Below are 16271 nucleotides of genomic sequence, written 5' to 3' on the forward strand. Positions count from 1 at the left end.
CAGGTGATCCTGCGGTACCAAATCTTCGATATTGACCAATTCAATACTGCCTTGCCGATGGGAGTGGGTTTGAAACATACCATCCCGTCCTTATCCTTTTTGTGTTATCTTCTGATTTCGACAAAAAAAGACTGCTGACCTGCTACCTTTGTCAGCAGTCTCACCGGGATTTGAAACCCGGTGTTTTTTATGCATCCGACCACCCGGGATGCGACAAATGGTCCGCCGGCATATGGGTTCCGGCTCATTGATCCTGTCATGCAATTCGTTTAATGCTCCTTTGCCGCTGACCCCGTCAAAGGCGGCATCGCCCCCGAAGCGTCGGCGCTCTTGTCTTGCGTGAATCATCCGTCATGGCGCGTTTTTTCCTTCAGCAGGTTCCGCTTTCGCATCAGCTCCTGGACGAAGGTGAGGCGGTAGATTTGCCGGGGTCGCCCTTTGGTGGCCACTTTCTCTTCTCCGACGATGTCCACCAGCTGGGCATCGATCCACTGCAGCAGGATCCGGTGGGCGCTGCGGATGGTGACGCCCAGCACCGCGGCCAGTTCGTGGGCGGTGTAGTCCGTTTTGCCGTACCGGGCGATCTGGGCGGCCAGCTTGCTCATGTAAATGGCGGACATGCCCGCTTTTTCCGCTTCCCGCAGGAGGGTTTCATCGGTGACGGAAAGTTCGTAGATCATGGGATGGGTCATTTCCACCGGACCGATGACGCTGCGGTCCTCCCGCACGATGAAGCAGATGTTGCCGCCGAATTCCGTGGATTGCCGGAGGGCCATCCGGGCGTGGGTTCCCGCATCCGTGGCCGATCGGCCGAAGCCGATGCCGATGCTCAGGGTGATGCCCAGGGAGCGGTGGGTGTCCTTCAGCAGGGGGAGATATTTGTAGCCCCGGGTTTCCCGCTCGAAGACGCCACGGGTGGTGAAGAAGAGGTATTCTCCTCCTCCCAGGTTGGTCAGATGGCCGTCCAACTGTTTCACGTAGTCCAGCAGCAGCCGGTGGAGGTCCAGTTCCAGCCGTTGGATGTCGTGCTCGTAGGAAAACTGTCCGGCGATCTTCCGGTAGTTGTCGATCTGGATCAGGCCCACCACGATTTGCGCCTCTTTGTTCCGCCGGGTCTCGGTGGACAGCAGCGCCCGCTCCAGGGCCACGATCAAATCCTGCAGGGTGGGAGTGACCCACTCGTGGGGGATGTTCTCTTTTTCCATTTCCATGGCGACGGCGTGGATGCCGGTCATCGCCACGCACCGCGGATGGCTGAGGGCATTTTTTCGGTGAAAGCGGACAATCTCTTCCACCGGCGCCGTGGGCGGACCATGGAAGTAGGCGGACTCGCGGTTGCTTTCCCCCAGTTCCCCCAGGATTTGTTTCACGTATCGCTCGGCGATAGAATCCACGGAAAGTTTCTGGGCGCCGTGCAGACTCTGGAGCCGGAAGAGGGAGCGGTACAAACCCGTTCCCATCAGGGGAACGTAGTGGGCGGGCACCTTGAATTCGAGGCGGTCCTGGGCCAGTTTGTACCCCCGGTATTCCGGAAACAACATCACTTCGACGGAATCCATCAGCTCCGACACGGCGTCCAACAGCTCCTCTTCGGAGGACAGGGGACGCAGGTGGGGCACGAAGGTCGGAAAGGATTTCAGCGCCTCCCCGGTGCGATCCACCAGCGGTTTGGGTCCGATGACGCCGATGGCGATGACGGAATCTCCGGTGGTGAAGGGTTCGCTCATGGACTTCTCCTCCTGATGCGCTAATGAGTGATCGGATAAAAAGACACTTAATCGACTTGTCTATAAAATAAAACATTTCGTATAATGATTGCAAATGTACAAAAAAGTAAATCGTCATCGACTTGTTTTTCATTTCGGCCGTTTCTCGAATTCTTTCGCCTTTGAAGAGAATTGAGAAGAAACGGGGGGATTACATGGCGTCGATAAAAATCGGGATGATCGGTTTGGACACCTCCCATTGCACGGCCTTTGCCCGGCTGTTGAATGATCCGGATGAGGAATTTCACGTGCCGGGGGGAAGGGTGACCGTCGCCTATCCCGGCGGGTCCCCCGATTTTGAGCTGAGTCGGTCCCGGGTGGAGGGGATCACTGAGGAGCTGCGGGAACATTACGGTGTCCGCATGGTTTCCTCCCCGGAAGAGGTGGCGGAACAGTCCGATGCCATTCTCCTGACGGCTGTCGACGGGCGCGTCCATCCGGAGTTGCTCAGGCGGATCGCCCCCTGCAGGAAACCGGTTTTTATCGACAAGCCCTTCGCCGTCAGTTTCCGGGATGCCCGGGAGATGGTCCGCATCGCGGAGACGCATCGGACTCCCCTGATGAGCGCCTCCTCTCTCCGGTACGCGGAACCCCTGGTGGCGGCCCTGGAGGAAATGGATGAGCCGTACGGGTGCGATTGTTTCGGGCCGATGGCGATCGAGCCGACCCAGCCCGGCCTGTTCTGGTACGGGATTCACGGGGTGGAGATGTTATACGCGGCGTTGGGGACCGGATGCGTCCGGGTGAGGGCCGTATCCCATCCCCGGCAGGATGTGGTGGTCGGGGAATGGGCGGACGGCCGGATCGGGACGTACCGGGGAAACCGGGAGGGCAATGCCTCCTTCGGAGCGCTGATTCACGGCAGGAGGAAATCCGTGTTCGCGGATGTGACCCGGAGCCGCAAACCCTATTACGCCGGTTTGTTGGAGCAGGTAATGTCGATGTTCCGTTCGAGTTCGCCGCCGCTGGATATACGGGAGACGCTGGAGATCATTCGTTTCATCGAGGCGGCCAATGAAAGCAGGGTCACGGGGAAAGCGGTGGAGTTGGATCGCCAGCACGAGGTGTGAGGGGGGAACAGATGTGAAAATGGCCGATGTGGCGGTCCTCTTGGACCGGGAAGAGGCGCGAAGGCGGTGGCGTTGGGGAGAAAACGCCTTCGGCGGGGAACTGCTTGAAATCCTGTCCCACGGCGGCATTCCCCACCGCCGGGTCTTTGATCCGAAGGAACTCGCTTCCCGTGCGCCGGATGTTTTGCTCGTCGCCCTGGCGGGGAAGGAGGCGGTTCCCCTGTTGAAGGGGGTGGCCGAACGGGGAGGAGAAGTGTTCATCTTCGGCAGCTATCCCGAGATGGCCGAAGCGTTGGGAGCGGCGGAAAAGATCCTCGAGGGAGCGGGCTACGCATACACGGAGGTGGAGAACCAACCTCCTCTGCGCTTTCTTCGCGCCTGCCGCTGGAGGGTTACTTCCCCGACTCCCTTTGCCACCAAGGGGGGATTGAACGAAAGAACCCCCGACGGACCTTTTTACGGCCCCCTCTACCACCGGTTCGAGATCGGATCGGGGGGCATCACCCACTGGGCGGTGGATCTTTCCGCCACGGTGGTGGGGCTTCAGCAAGGAACCCGTCCGGTGGAGAGGGACGGGTTCCCCGCCCCCGACGGCACGGCGGGGATCGATGACGGCATCCTGAAAGCCGATGACGGTTTCGAGATGGACTGGGAGGTGGATCGGGCCCGTACCGAGACCGGCGAGCGGTATTTCGCCCACCCCTATGCGGATTTGTGGAAGGAAACCCTGCTGCGGTCGCTGATGAAGACAGTGACCGCCCGGGGGTTGACGATTCCCTTTGTGGATTACTGGCCCGGCGGCATCTCCCAGGTGGCGATGATTTCCCTGGACAGCGACTGGAATCTGGATGACTCGGCGGAGTCCACCCTGCGATTGCTGGGGGAGTGCGATGTGGCCGCCACCTGGTGTCTGATGGAGCCCGGATACAGCTCCGGGATCTATCCCAAGGTGACCGCGGCGGGGCATGAATTGGCCCTTCACTATAACGCCTACGAGCCGGACGGAGGGGCCTGGGGGCGGGAGGCGTTCTCCAGGCAACTGGAATGGCTCAGGGGTGCGATCGGGACGGAGCGGGTGGTCTCGAACAAAAACCATTACACCCGGTATGAAGGATGGGGGGAGCTGTTCCGCTGGTGCGAGGAGTTCGGCATCCGGTCGGATCAGACCCGGGGGCCGAGCAAAAAGGGGAACATCGGCTTTTTGTTCGGCACATGCCACCCCTATTTTCCCATCGCCCGGGCAGAGGAGGAAAACCGGTTCTACGACGTGCTGGAAATCAGCTTCCTCACCCAGGACATCAATCTCGGCCGCCTGGCGGATGAGAGCGTGATCGTCCCCTTTTTGGAGGGGGTGCGGCGGGTGCGGGGCGTCGCCCATTTTCTCTTCCATCCCATCCACCTCCACCGGGAAGAGCCGGTCCGAAGGGCGCTAAGGAGGGTGGTCGAGGAGGCGCGAATGCGGGATTTTGACTTCTGGACGGGGGAGCAAATCGATGACTGGGAGCGGCGCCGCAGGCGCATCCGTCTGGCGGGAGTGGATGAAGAGGGGAGACCGCTGGTATCCGAGACGGCGGGATGCGAGGATGCGGCGATCATGGTTCCCGTTCCGAGGGGAACGGAAGAGCGGGGGAGGACGGTCCTCCGCCACGGAGTTCGGTGCAAAGCATGGTCCCTGTCGCTGGCAAAACGGGTTTGAGGGCATTTTCCGACCATGGTGCTTGAAGGAGGGGAAAGCCGGTGCGGGAAGAGGAGCTGGCCATCCATGGGGGGCCGAGGGTGAAGACGGACGCCTTCGGAACGGGAAAGCGGTTCGGCGCGGAGGAGGCGAAGGAACTGCTGGAGGCCTTGGAACAAAACACGCTGTTTTATCACTCCGGGACGAAGGTGAAGACCTTTTTGAAGCGCTTTAACGAACTGTACGGCGTTCGATACAGCGTGGCCGTTTCCTCCGGAACGGCGGCGATCCACGTCGCCCTGGGGGCGGCGGGGGTGACGGTGGGGGACGAGGTGATCACCAGTCCGATCACCGATCAGGGGACGCTGATTGGCATTTTGTACCAGAACGCGATTCCGGTGTTTGCCGACCTGGATCCCCGTACCTACAACCTGGACCCGGCCTCGGTGGAGAAGCGGATCACTTCCCGGACCAAGGCCATCCTGGTCGTCCATCTGGCGGGCAATCCCGCCGACATGGACGGGATCATGGAGGTCGCCCGGCGGCACCGTCTCAAGGTGATCGAGGATTGCGCCCAGAGCTGGCTGACCCGCCACCGGGGAAAACTGGCGGGCACCTTCGGCGATTACGGATGTTTCAGCACCAACGATTTCAAGCATATCAGCACCGGGGACGGGGGAATCGTCACCGTCAATTCCGGGGATGAAGAGGATTTTCAGCGGGTGCACGCCTTCGCCGACAAGAATTACCGGCGCTTTTCGGATGAGGTGATGCGGGATCCGGAATGCCTGGCCCCCAATTACCGGATGACGGAGCTTCAGGGGGCCGTCGGCATCGCCCAGCTGAAGAAGTTGTCCTGGATCTGCGGAAAGCGCCATGCCTACGGCGAGCAGATCACCGAGGGCATCCGGGATTTGCCGGGCGTCCTTCCGCCGAAAGTGCCCGAGGGAGGCTGGTCTTCCTATTGGTTTTACATGTTCCGGTTGGATGAATCGCAGCTGTCCTGCACGCGGGATCAGTTCACCCTCGCCCTCCGGGAGGAGGGGATCCCGGCGAGCCCCGGTTACATTCCCCGGGTGCTCTACCGGCAGAAGATGTTTCGGGAGAGACGGGCCTATCCCGACAGCGATTTCCCTTTTTCCCTGTCGGACGTCTCCTATGAACCGGGACTCTGCCCCGTCGCCGAGCGGATTTTGGAGACGGCGATCCGCCTGCCCGTGAGCGAATTTTTCACGGAAAAGGACATCGACGACATGATCCGTGCGATCCGGAAAGTGGCGCATTATTACGCCAAGAAGTGAGCAGTCGGTATGGTCTGTCGGGCGGGAGGGAGTGACGCGATGCGCTCTTGCAACCGGTGCGGCGCGCACTTCCTTGGCGGGTGCGGCTTCGGGCCCCGCGGGGACGGAGATGAGCGGTCCCGTCCGGAGTTTGGAGGGTGCAGGTTTGACGGCCCGTTAACAGACTTTATCAGCGGGTGGGGGGAAAAGAGCATGAGGCTGCGTTTTCAAGGAGATCTGTCCGGCCTGGAAGCCGGGCTGAAGGAGCTGGAAGAGGATCTTTCCTTTGTCCGGGATGAAAAGGGGTTCCCCGTCGAAGCGGAGCGAATTTCGGAAAATCTGCTGCAGGTTGAAGTGGGGAAAGAGCGGGGGCGGATCCGGTTCCGCGATCCCGTCCATTTCTACCGCGGACTCGGCATTCTGATCGGCGCCCTCCGGGACGGAAAGCCGGTAGACGTGACGGAAAAGCCCCGGTTTTCGATGAACGGGGCCATGTTCGACTGTTCCCGGAACGCCGTGTTCCGGCCGGAGGTCCTGCGGCGGGTGATCCGGATCATGGCGGTGATGGGACTCAACATGCTCATGCTGTACACGGAAGAGACCTACACCGTGGAAGGGGAGCCCTACTTCGGGTACATGCGCGGCCGCTATACGCCGGAGGAGCTGAGGGAGCTGGACGATTACGCCGCCCTTTTCGGCATCGAGATGATTCCCTGCATTCAAACCCTGGCCCACTTGGCCGCCTTTCTGAAGTGGGCGCCGGCCCAGAAGTACCGGGACACCGAGGACGTGCTCCTGGCCGGATCGGAGGATACCTACCGGCTGATCGAAGAGATGATCCGCTCCGTCGCCGGAACGTTCCGAAGCCGGCGCATCCACATCGGGATGGACGAGGCGTTCGGCCTGGGGAGGGGGCGGTATCTGGACCGCTTCGGTTACCGTCCCCCCTTCGAGATCATGATGGATCATCTCGGGAAGGTGCTTGACATCACTTCCCGATACGGGCTGAAGCCGATGATGTGGAGCGACATGTTTTTCCGGATGGGCTCCCCCGGTCACGAGTACTATGATCTGAACGCAGAGATCCCTGGGGAGGTGGTCCGCCGGATGCCGGAGGGGATCCGGTTGGTGTACTGGGATTATTACCACGATGATCCCGCCTTCTACGAACAATTCATCGAAAAGCACCGCTCGCTGGGGTCCGATCCCGTTTTTGCGGGAGGGGTGTGGACCTGGGCGGGGCCGGCGGTCCATTACGAGAAGACCTTCGCCACCACCAACGCGGCGCTCAGCGCCTGCAAGCGGAAGGGGATCCGGGAGGTGTTCGCCACCTTCTGGGGGGATGACGGGGCGGAGACCAACATGTTGGCCGGACTGCTGGGGCTGCAGTTGTTCGCCGAACACGGCTATTCCGAGCAGCCGGATCCCGAGAAACTGAAACGGCGCTTTGCCCTCTGCACCGGCGGCGATGCCGACGCCTTCCTCAACCTGGGGAAGTTCGACACCTTTCCCGGGGCGGACACAGGGGCGCTGATTCCCGACAATCCTTCCAAATTTCTGTTATGGCAGGACGTGTTGATCGGCTTGTTCGACAAGCACATGGAGGAAACGGATGCCGCGGAATATTACGATCGGCTGCACCGCAGCCTGAAGGCCGATCGGGACCGGGCCGGAAGGTGGAGGGAACTCTTTGAAGTTCCCGTCCAGTTGAGCGCCGTACTGCGTCTGAAGTGCGACATCGGCCTGAGGATCAAGGCCCATTACGATCGCGGGGACAAAAGCGGGCTGGAGGCCATCGCGGGAGAGGAACTGCCGGCATTGCACCGGGAAATCGACCGGTTGCGGAAGGCGCATCGGAAACAGTGGCTCAGCACCTACAAACCCTTCGGCTGGGAGGTGCTGGACATCCGCTACGGAGGCTTGTTGGCCCGGGTGGAGACGGCGATGGAACGTCTTCGCGACTTTTGTGCCGGAAAGATTTCACGCATCGAGGAGCTGGAGGAAGAGCGGCTGGGCTTTGACGGGTTCCGGCCCGGACAGGACCCGGGGGTCGGGAAAGCCAATCTGTATTCCCGGATCGCATCGGCCTGCGTCATGGGCTTCCGCTGAAGCCGAAGGCGGAGTGGGACATTCCGGAGGGTCTTACGGGAGTAGGGACGGAGGGGTGCTTGTGCCGAAGGAAGCGCCGCCTTCTTACATGCGGTTCATTTTTCTTAAGATTGGGGGGATCCGATGAATCCGGATCGCCTGCTGCTGATCGCCGATTTGATTCCGCCGGGTCCGGAGGCGTTGGAACGGTTCGACGTGGGCGCCCAGGTGGAGGCGATCACCCGCTTGGGTTTCAACGCCCAGCATATCGAGGTGACCGATGTGACCGTCGGGGAGGCGGGGATCGCCTTTTTCAAGTCCGAACACGCGCGCTTAAACCGGCGGGACCTGCTGAAGGAATACCGAAAGCACCACGGGCGTCGGGGGAGTTGGGACATTGTCTATTTCAACGTGCACTGGCTGAGCGGGGAATTGATGCCGCTTCATCCCGAGTGGCTCCAGCGGGATGGCGGCGGGGAGATCATTCCCATTCCCTACGGAAGCGGGGGCTATTCCTGCGTCAATTCCCCCTTTCGGGATTGGGCGAAGGAAATGATCAGGGAAATCGGCGCGTACGGAGTGAAGGGGATCTTCCTGGACGGCCCCGTGTTCAGTCCGAAGGGCTGTTATTGCGACGCCTGCAGGGCCGGTTTCGAAGGACAACACGGGTTTCAATACACGCCGGAGCAAATGAAGGACCCCCTCGTCTTTCACAAGGTGCTGACCTTCAAGCAGGAGAGCATCGCCCGGTTTGTCCGGGATGTGCGGGCATCCCTGAAAAGCGTCAATCCGGACGCGGTGCTGTACATGAACGGACTCCCGCTGGGGCCGGGCACCTGCGGCCGGGACAACCGCCTGGCAGAACCCTGGCAGGATGCCTTGCTCGCCGAGGGAGGGTTTTTGGCCGGGGATTTGCGGAGTCTGCCGGTCTGGAAGCCGGCGGCAACGGCCAAATGGCTGGAAACCCAGTCGGAGGGGAAGCCGACCATCGTCGCCGTCGCCGGGAGGCACGGCCCGTGGAACCGTTATCTGCTTCCCGCGGCGGAAACCTGGATCGCCTGCGCCTTTTCCGTCGCCAACGGCGCCCACATCTGGTACGGCATCTACGATGCCAACCGGGATGACCCGCGGATGGACACCGTGAGGGAAATCAACCGTCTTTTATCCGCCCACTCCGATTGCCTGGCGGGGACTGCCCCGGTCGCCAGGGTGGCCCTGGTCTGGTCCCTGAAAAACGCCAATTTCTATCAGACCACCGCGGAGCAGCTGGATTTTGTGGAAGGGAAGACCGACCTTGAGCATCGGATGAAGAGCGATGCGAGGCGGGCTTTTAACGGATGGTTCGAGGTGTTGTCCCGTTCCCACCGCCTCTTCGACGTGATCGATGATCGCTTCCTGGAGCGCGGCGGTTTGTCCCGGTACGAGCTGATCATCCTCCCCAACGTGGCCTGCATGGGGGAGGAGGAGTGCCGGTCCATCCGGGATTACGTGGCGGGGGGCGGCCATGTCATCGCCACCTACGACACCGCCCTCTGGGATGCCTGGGGGAGGCCGCGGGAAACCCATCCCTTGAAGGACGTGTTCGGGATCGCGGAGACGAAGGGGGTCGAGCATCTGCGCTGCGATCATGTGGCTTTGGAGCCGGCGCCGCTGACCGAGGGAATCGACCAGCCGCTCATTCCCGCTCCGCATCTGCACGTGAAGGTGATTCCCGGGCCGGGGACCTGGGCCCATATGCGTTTCCGGGAAAAGCAGCCGTCCAGTTACTGCGACCTTCCTCCGGAGACGGACCACCCGTTCCTCTTGAGGAACCGCTTTGGAAAAGGGACGGCGCTCCTGTTTACGGGAAACCTCGACGCGATGTACGATACCTACCGTTTTCCCGAACACGGCCGGCTGATGCAAAACGCCGTCGACGGGCTGAGCCGGCGCGACATCCGGCTGGATGAAGGATTGACCTCCCTCTTTGTCAATGTCCGCGAAAAGGGAAATCGGCGGATCCTCCACCTGGTCAATTGCACCCACGACGGAGGGCGGCCGATCGATCGGGTGAAAGTGTTGCGGGAGGTGGAAATCGCCGTTCATACGGGGAGAAGTCCCCAATCGATCCGAACGCTCCGGGGAGAGCGCGATCTTTCCTTTTCCTTCGCGAAGGGATGGGCTTCTTTCAAGGTGCCGGAAGTGAGAGAGTATGAGGCTGTGGTGATCGATTTTCCGGATCGGGAGGATTCACACCATTGACGCACGCTTGTCCATCCCGCTCATCCGCTTGACTTGTCGGCTCGGCATGTCGGGCGAGCAGGCGTGGTGATGCGGTCCGGGCAGCGGGCAGCGACCCGGGAGACAGAAAAGATTTTTCGGCTGAAAGGGAAGGGAGGCGCCTTTTCACACCCAGGTGGAGGTGGGATTCGGATGGCAAATCCGGAAAAGAAGCCGTTGGGCGAAGAGCCAAGGGCGGAGGAGGGCCCGGGCTTTATCCGCTGGTTCAGATCCCTGGGACCGGCGGTCATTACCGCCGCGCTGGTGCTGGGTCCCGGGAGTCTGACGGTGTCCACCAAACTGGGCGCCTTGTTCGGATATCAGGTGCTGTGGATTGTCGTCCTGGCGACGCTGTTCATGATGGTTTTCACCGAGATGGGCGCGCGGATCGGAATGGCTTCCGACCAATCCCTGCTCACCCTCGTCCGGCGGAAGTGGGGTACGCCGGCGGCTGTTCTCATCGGGGCGGGCTCGTTTCTGATCACCTCTTCCTTTCAGGCCGGCAATGCGATCGGGACGGGAATCGCCTTCGGGACGCTGACCGGAACCCCTGCTTCCCTTTGGACGGTTCTCTTTACGCTCTTGGCGATCGGTTCGCTGTTTCTGAAAAACTTCTATCGTTTTCTGGAAAAAATGATGCTGTGCCTGGTCGGCCTCATGCTGGCATCCTTCCTCTTCACGCTGCTGATGGTGAGGCCGGATCCGGCGGCGATGGCGGGTGCCCTGATTCCCCGCATTCCGGAAGGCTCCTTCGCGTTGATCACCGCCTCTGTGGCCACGACCTTCTCCATCGTCGGCGCCTTTTATCAATCCTACTTTGTTCAGGAGAGGGGATGGGGACGCGGGCAGGTGAAGGAGGGGGTTCGGGAGAGTTATTCGGGAATCCTCTGTCTGGGTCTGATCTCCGCCATAGTGATGATCTGCGCGGCCGCCGTTTTGCTTCCTCAGGGAATCGAGGTGAATTCCGTCGTCGAAATGGGCAAGACGTTGGAGCCCCTTTACGGAGGCACTGCCACCGCGGTGTTCACCCTCGGCCTTTGGGGAGCCGCCCTCTCATCTCTGATGGGAAACGCGGCGATCGGAGGCGCTTTGTTGGCCGATGCCCTGGGATGGGGCACCCGGTTTCACGAGAAGCGGGTGAAAGGGTCGGTGATGGCCGTCATGTTGATCGGAGCCCTTGTCGCGCTGACCTTCGGCAGTGCGCCCCTGGAGCTGATCGTGACGGCCCAGATGATCACCGTCGTGGTCGTCCCCGTGATCGGAACGGCGATGTTTCGGATTTCCAACGACCGAGCCGTCATGGGGGATCTGAAGAATTCGGCCGTCAAGAACCTGATCGGCGGGATCGGCCTCCTCGTCCTTTATTTCTTGTCGGTTTACACCCTCGGAAGTTTGATCCGCGACGCCTTGGGATGAAGCCGCGTGACGGGACCATATTTAAGACAATTAAAAGACTTGTCTTGATATCGCCATCCCCCTTTATAATAGTAGTGAACCCATCTATCCAGAATCTTCCGAAGCAGGCGTCTCTTTTGAATAGTGCATACGGAAGGGCAACCATTTTTCGGGGGAAAAACCGGAAGGAGGAGAGGCGATGCGGAAGTTTCGCCGGTGGATCGCTCTGATGTGTGTGGTGGCATTGACGGGAACCCTTCTGGCGTGTTCGTCCCAGGAGGCGGAGGATGCGGACTCCAAGGATAAGAAGTACACCATCACCTCCATCGATTTCCTTTATACGGACATCCCTCCCAAGGACGGCCGGGGCGTGAAGATGATCAATGAACGGTTCAACGTGGATTACCAGCGGGAGTACGTGGTCTACACCGAGTACGTTCAGAAGCTGACCGCCCGGGTGGCCTCCGGAGACATCCCCGACGTGATCGGCTTCGAGGGAAGCATCGACCGAACCAACTTTTTCAAGTGGGCCAAGCAGGGGGCGTTTCTGCCGCTGAACGATTACATCGATGATTATCCCACCCTGAAGATGGTGCCGAAGGAGGTGTGGAACGCCGTCTCCGTCGACGGGAAAATTTATGCGATTCCCAAGTACTACCCCAAAAACTATCTGCTCACGCCGATCATCCGCAAGGATTGGTTGGACAAACTGGGCCTTAAGATGCCCACCAATTACGAGGAACTGAAGGAAGTTGCCATCGCCTTCGCCACGAAGGATCCGGACGGAAACGGAAAGGACGACACCTACGGCCTGGTGTTCGGGGAGAAGGTCTGGCCGAACTATCACTTCGGCACCTACTGGGACGCGGATGCCTGGTATCACAAAAACGAGAAGGGGCAGTACATTCCGGGGATCATCAGCGACGCCCGGAAAGAGTGGATCCGGGTGATGGCCGAGCTGTACAAGGCCGGCGCGATCCAGAAGGATTTCGTCCTCCTCAATCCCAATGAAGCCAATACCCGCGTGTTTTATGCGGGGAAGGCGGGAATCTTGGTCGGAGCGCCCCGGGGGATGTCGGACGATTACATGAAAGCCCTGAAAAAGATCCATCCCGATGCGGAACTGGCCGCCATTCCTCCCTTTAAAGCCCCTGACGGTTCCCAGGGTTACACGGCGGGATCGGGCTATTACACCATGACCGCCCTGTCCGCCAAACTGGCCGATGATCCGGGCAAGGTGCGCCGAATCCTGGAGATCATCGATTTCGGCCGCAAGTTTTACCCCCCTGAACAGCAGAAGCCGGAAAACAAGGATTTCGACTGGCTTTACGGCAATGAGGGAACCGGGTACCAAATCGTGGACGGCGTTGCGACACCCCCTGAGGGGAAAAAGGGGCTGGCCCCCTTCAACTATCTGTTCGACAACAAGATGTGGGCGCCCAGCGACGAGGCCAACCAATATCACTTGACGTACAAGACGGAGGAATACCGGAAGCTGGCCAAGGAGCTGGAGGAGATGCATGCCGGCATCAAGCACTATCAAAATCCGATCCATCAGGTGTATTCGAAAACCTTTGTCGATAAAGGACAGGAGATCACCGAGAAGTTGCTGAACGAGCAGGCCCGGATGATCACCGGCGATCTGCCCCTGTCCGAATGGGATCGGCTGGTGAAGGAATATCTGGATTCCGGCGGGGCGCAGATCATCGAGGAAGTGAACCAGGAGATTCAGAAGAACAACATTCAGCCCGGATGGAAATGAGGCCGTCCGGCGGAGCCTTCCTCCGCCGTCTGCCCGAGAGAGCCGGTCCTGATCCGGCACCGGCTCTCCCGCCTCTTTTATAGTCCGGTGAAACAGGCGGAAAAGCGGAAAGAAGTCCGCCGATGCTTCGCCCTCCAGCGGCATCCTGCGATCCGGGTCTGGTCATTTCCATACACGCAAGAGCCGCTCCACCTTTACACGGAGAGGAGAGGAACAGCGATGGAAAGTCTTGAAGAATTGGAGCAAATCATGACGGAACCTTCGGACCGGCTGATTCGCGACGTGTCCCGGCTGGACGGGGATCTGATCATCCTGGGCGTCGGAGGGAAAATGGGTCCCGGACTGGCGAAACTGGCCAAGAGGGCCTTTGAACGGGCCGGGCTGAAGCACAGGGTGATCGGGGTCTCCCGCTTTTCGGACAAAGGGGTTCGCGAGGAACTGGAGAGGTGCGGAGTGGAGACGATTTCCGCCGATCTCCTGGAAGAGGATCAACTGCAGGCCTTGCCTGACGCCAAGTACGTGATTCACATGGTCGGCCGGAAGTTCGGAACCAAAGGCAAGGAACACCTGACCTGGGCGATGAACGCCTATCTTCCGGGAAGGGTGGCCCTGAAGTATCGGGATGCCCGGATCGTTTCCTTTTCCACCGGGAATGTGTACCCCCTCGTGAAACTGGCGCAGGGGGGCGCGACGGAAGAGGATCCGCCTCGGCCCGCCGGCGAGTACGCCCAGTCCTGTCTGGGGCGCGAGCGGGTATTCGAATACTTTTCCCGGAAATTCGGGATTCCGATGTTGCATTTTCGCCTCAATTACGCCATCGACATGCGTTACGGGGTGCTTCTGGAAATCGCCCGCGCGGTGCGTCAGAGACAGCCCATCGATCTCCGCATGGGCCAGGTCAACGTGATCTGGCAGGGGGACGCCAGCGAAATGGCCATCCGCTCCCTTCTTCATTGCCAGTCGCCGCCCAAGATCCTGAACGTGACGGGGCCGGAAAGCATCCCGGTCCGTTGGCTGGCCCGGGAGTTCGGCCGCCGGTTCAACGTGGAGCCGATCTTTGAATATGAAGAGGCGGACAGCGCCCTCCTGAGCAACGCTTCGGAGGCCCATCAGCTCTTCGGTTATCCCCGGGTTTCCCTCCGGCAGATGATCGAGTGGACGGTCAAGTGGCTTGAGGCCGGGGGCGTCACCTACGATAAGCCGACGCACTTCCAGGAACGGGAGGGAGAGTTCTGAGATGGCGAACGAATCCTTGTCCCCCCGGTTGCGGGAGGCATTGCGCGACGGTCTGGTGATTCCGGCCCATCCCCTGGCCTTGAACGCCTCCAGGCGTCTGGATGAGCGGAGACAGCGGGCGTTGACCCGTTACTATGTCGAAAGCGGTGCCGGAGGGGTGGCGGTGGGGGTTCACACCACCCAGTTCGCCATCCGCAGTCCGGGGATCGACCTGCTGGAACCGGTGCTCCGTTTGGCGGCGGAAGAAGTGGCGCGGCGGGAGCCGGATCGCCCCTTCCTGCTGGTGGCGGGGATCTGCGGGGAAACGGAGCAGGCCCTCCGGGAAGCGGAATTGGCCCGGAAGCTGGGCTATCACCTGGGGCTGCTCAGCCCCGGCGGACTCGGTCATCTCAGCGAGGAGGCCCTTCTCAAGCGGGCCGAGCGGGTGGCCGAAGTGATCCCTCTGTTCGGTTTTTACCTGCAGCCGGCCGTCGGCGGGAGGGAACTCTCCTTCGATTTTTGGAAGGCTTTTGCGGAGATTCCCGGGGTGGAGGCGATCAAAATCGCCCCCTTTGACCGGTATCGGACGGTGGACGTGGTCCGGGCGGTGTGCCATTCTTCCCGACGGGATGAAGTCGCCCTGTACACCGGCAACGATGACAACATCCTGGCGGATCTGTTGACCCCCTTTCGGTTCACCGTCGACGGAAAGATCGTGGAAAAGCGGATTGTCGGCGGTTTGCTGGGACAGTGGGCGGTCTGGACCCGGAAGGCGGTGGAACTGCTGGAAGAGGTCAAGCGGGTTCGGAACCAAAACGCGATTCCGTCCGAATTGCTCGCCCTGGGAAGCCGACTGACCGATGCCAACGGCGCGCTGTTCGATGCGGCCAATCGCTTCCGCGGCTGTATCCCGGGGATTCACGAGGTGCTCCGCCGTCAAGGGCTTCTGGAGGGACGATGGTGCCTCGATCCGGAGGAGGAACTGTCTCCGGGACAGATGGAGGAGATCGACCGGGTGTGTCGGGAGTATCCGGAGCTTGCCGACGATTCCTTTGTGCGCCAAAATCTGCGGCGTTGGCTGGAGGTGTGAGATGTCATGCGCGGTTGGGCAGGAGCGCTGATGCGGGCGGGGGAATGGGTGGTCCGCCTGGCATGCCTGAATTTCCTCTGGATCCTGTTCACCCTCCTCGGCGTCGGGATCCTGGGGCTGTTTCCCGCCACGGCGGCCGTATTTTCGGTGATCCGCAAAGGGCTAGTGGATGAGGGAAAGACGTTTCCGCTGTTTCGCACCTTTTGGTCGTTCTACCGCGCCGATTGGATTCCCATGAACATTCTGATGCTCGTCTATTCGGTGATGGGACTGGGACTTTTTCTCGACTTCCGCCTGGTTCGCGGATGGGAGGGAGCAGCGCAGCCGTGGGTCGTCCTTTTCCTGGTCTTCGCCCTTTCCGTCTATCTCCTTTCCCTGATCCACCTTTTCCCTCTCTATGCCCATTACCGGATGAAGCTGCACGAGTACGTCCTGCAATCCTTCCTCATCACCCTGTATCGACCACTGTCCTCCGCGTTGATGGGGGGTGCCGTGTATTTGATGTACGCCGCCATGACGTGGCTGCCCGGCACCCTTCCGGTGTTCGCGGTCAGTCTTCCCGCCGTGGTGGTGATGGCGCTTTCCTTCCGAACCTTCCGTTCGATCGACCCGTCCACCGCCATCCCCAGTACAGGCTGGGCCGGGGTCGGAAAAAAACATGCCTGAGGGGG

At 60.6% G+C, this 16271-nt stretch carries 11 protein-coding genes; 10 read left to right on the plus strand and 1 reads right to left on the minus strand.

What is annotated here, in order from left to right; genetic code table 11:
* Positions 1 to 344 precede the first annotated feature (344 nt).
* Positions 345 to 1727 carry a GGDEF domain-containing protein gene (locus CLV97_RS01440; protein WP_106343756.1) on the minus strand — a complete coding sequence of 461 codons (1383 nt, stop codon included), beginning with the start codon at positions 1725 to 1727 and terminating at the stop codon, positions 345 to 347.
* Positions 1728 to 1921: 194 nt separating this feature from the next.
* Here CLV97_RS01440 and CLV97_RS01445 point away from each other — a divergent pair, with 194 nt between their 5' ends.
* From CLV97_RS01445 to CLV97_RS01490, 10 genes are all read left to right on the plus strand, one after another.
* The gene (locus tag CLV97_RS01445; protein ID WP_106343939.1) at positions 1922 to 2836 is read left to right on the plus strand and encodes a Gfo/Idh/MocA family protein; all 915 of its coding nucleotides are present in this window, start codon (positions 1922 to 1924) and stop codon (positions 2834 to 2836) included.
* Positions 2837 to 2849: 13 nt separating this feature from the next.
* Positions 2850 to 4532, plus strand: a complete 1683-nt coding sequence (locus CLV97_RS01450) for a polysaccharide deacetylase family protein (protein ID WP_106343757.1) — start codon at positions 2850 to 2852, stop codon at positions 4530 to 4532.
* Between the two features lie 41 nt (positions 4533 to 4573).
* On the plus strand, positions 4574 to 5812 hold the full coding sequence (locus CLV97_RS01455; protein WP_106343758.1) for a DegT/DnrJ/EryC1/StrS family aminotransferase: 1239 nt from the start codon (positions 4574 to 4576) through the stop codon (positions 5810 to 5812).
* A gap of 192 nt (positions 5813 to 6004) precedes the next feature.
* Entirely contained in the window at positions 6005 to 7900 is a 1896-nt protein-coding gene (locus CLV97_RS01460) for a beta-N-acetylhexosaminidase (RefSeq protein WP_106343759.1), read from the plus strand.
* 123 nt (positions 7901 to 8023) lie between these two features.
* Positions 8024 to 10120 (plus strand): alpha-amylase family protein, encoded by a 2097-nt coding sequence (locus tag CLV97_RS01465; RefSeq protein ID WP_106343760.1) that lies wholly within the window; start codon positions 8024 to 8026, stop codon positions 10118 to 10120.
* Positions 10121 to 10291: 171 nt separating this feature from the next.
* Positions 10292 to 11554, plus strand: a complete 1263-nt coding sequence (locus tag CLV97_RS01470; RefSeq protein ID WP_106343761.1) for an Nramp family divalent metal transporter — start codon at positions 10292 to 10294, stop codon at positions 11552 to 11554.
* A gap of 178 nt (positions 11555 to 11732) precedes the next feature.
* Entirely contained in the window at positions 11733 to 13295 is a 1563-nt protein-coding gene (locus CLV97_RS01475; protein WP_106343762.1) for an extracellular solute-binding protein, read from the plus strand.
* 219 nt (positions 13296 to 13514) lie between these two features.
* Positions 13515 to 14531 (plus strand): NAD-dependent epimerase/dehydratase family protein, encoded by a 1017-nt coding sequence (locus tag CLV97_RS01480; RefSeq protein ID WP_106343763.1) that lies wholly within the window; start codon positions 13515 to 13517, stop codon positions 14529 to 14531.
* Position 14532: 1 nt separating this feature from the next.
* Positions 14533 to 15600, plus strand: coding sequence for a dihydrodipicolinate synthase family protein (locus CLV97_RS01485; protein ID WP_106343764.1), 1068 nt, complete (start codon positions 14533 to 14535; stop codon positions 15598 to 15600).
* A 6-nt stretch (positions 15601 to 15606) separates the two neighbouring features.
* Complete coding sequence (locus CLV97_RS01490) at positions 15607 to 16266, plus strand: YesL family protein (RefSeq protein ID WP_106343765.1); 660 nt, start codon at positions 15607 to 15609, stop codon at positions 16264 to 16266.
* Positions 16267 to 16271 lie beyond the last annotated feature (5 nt).

The organism is Planifilum fimeticola (assembly GCF_003001905.1).
Classification (GTDB): domain Bacteria; phylum Bacillota; class Bacilli; order Thermoactinomycetales; family DSM-44946; genus Planifilum; species Planifilum fimeticola.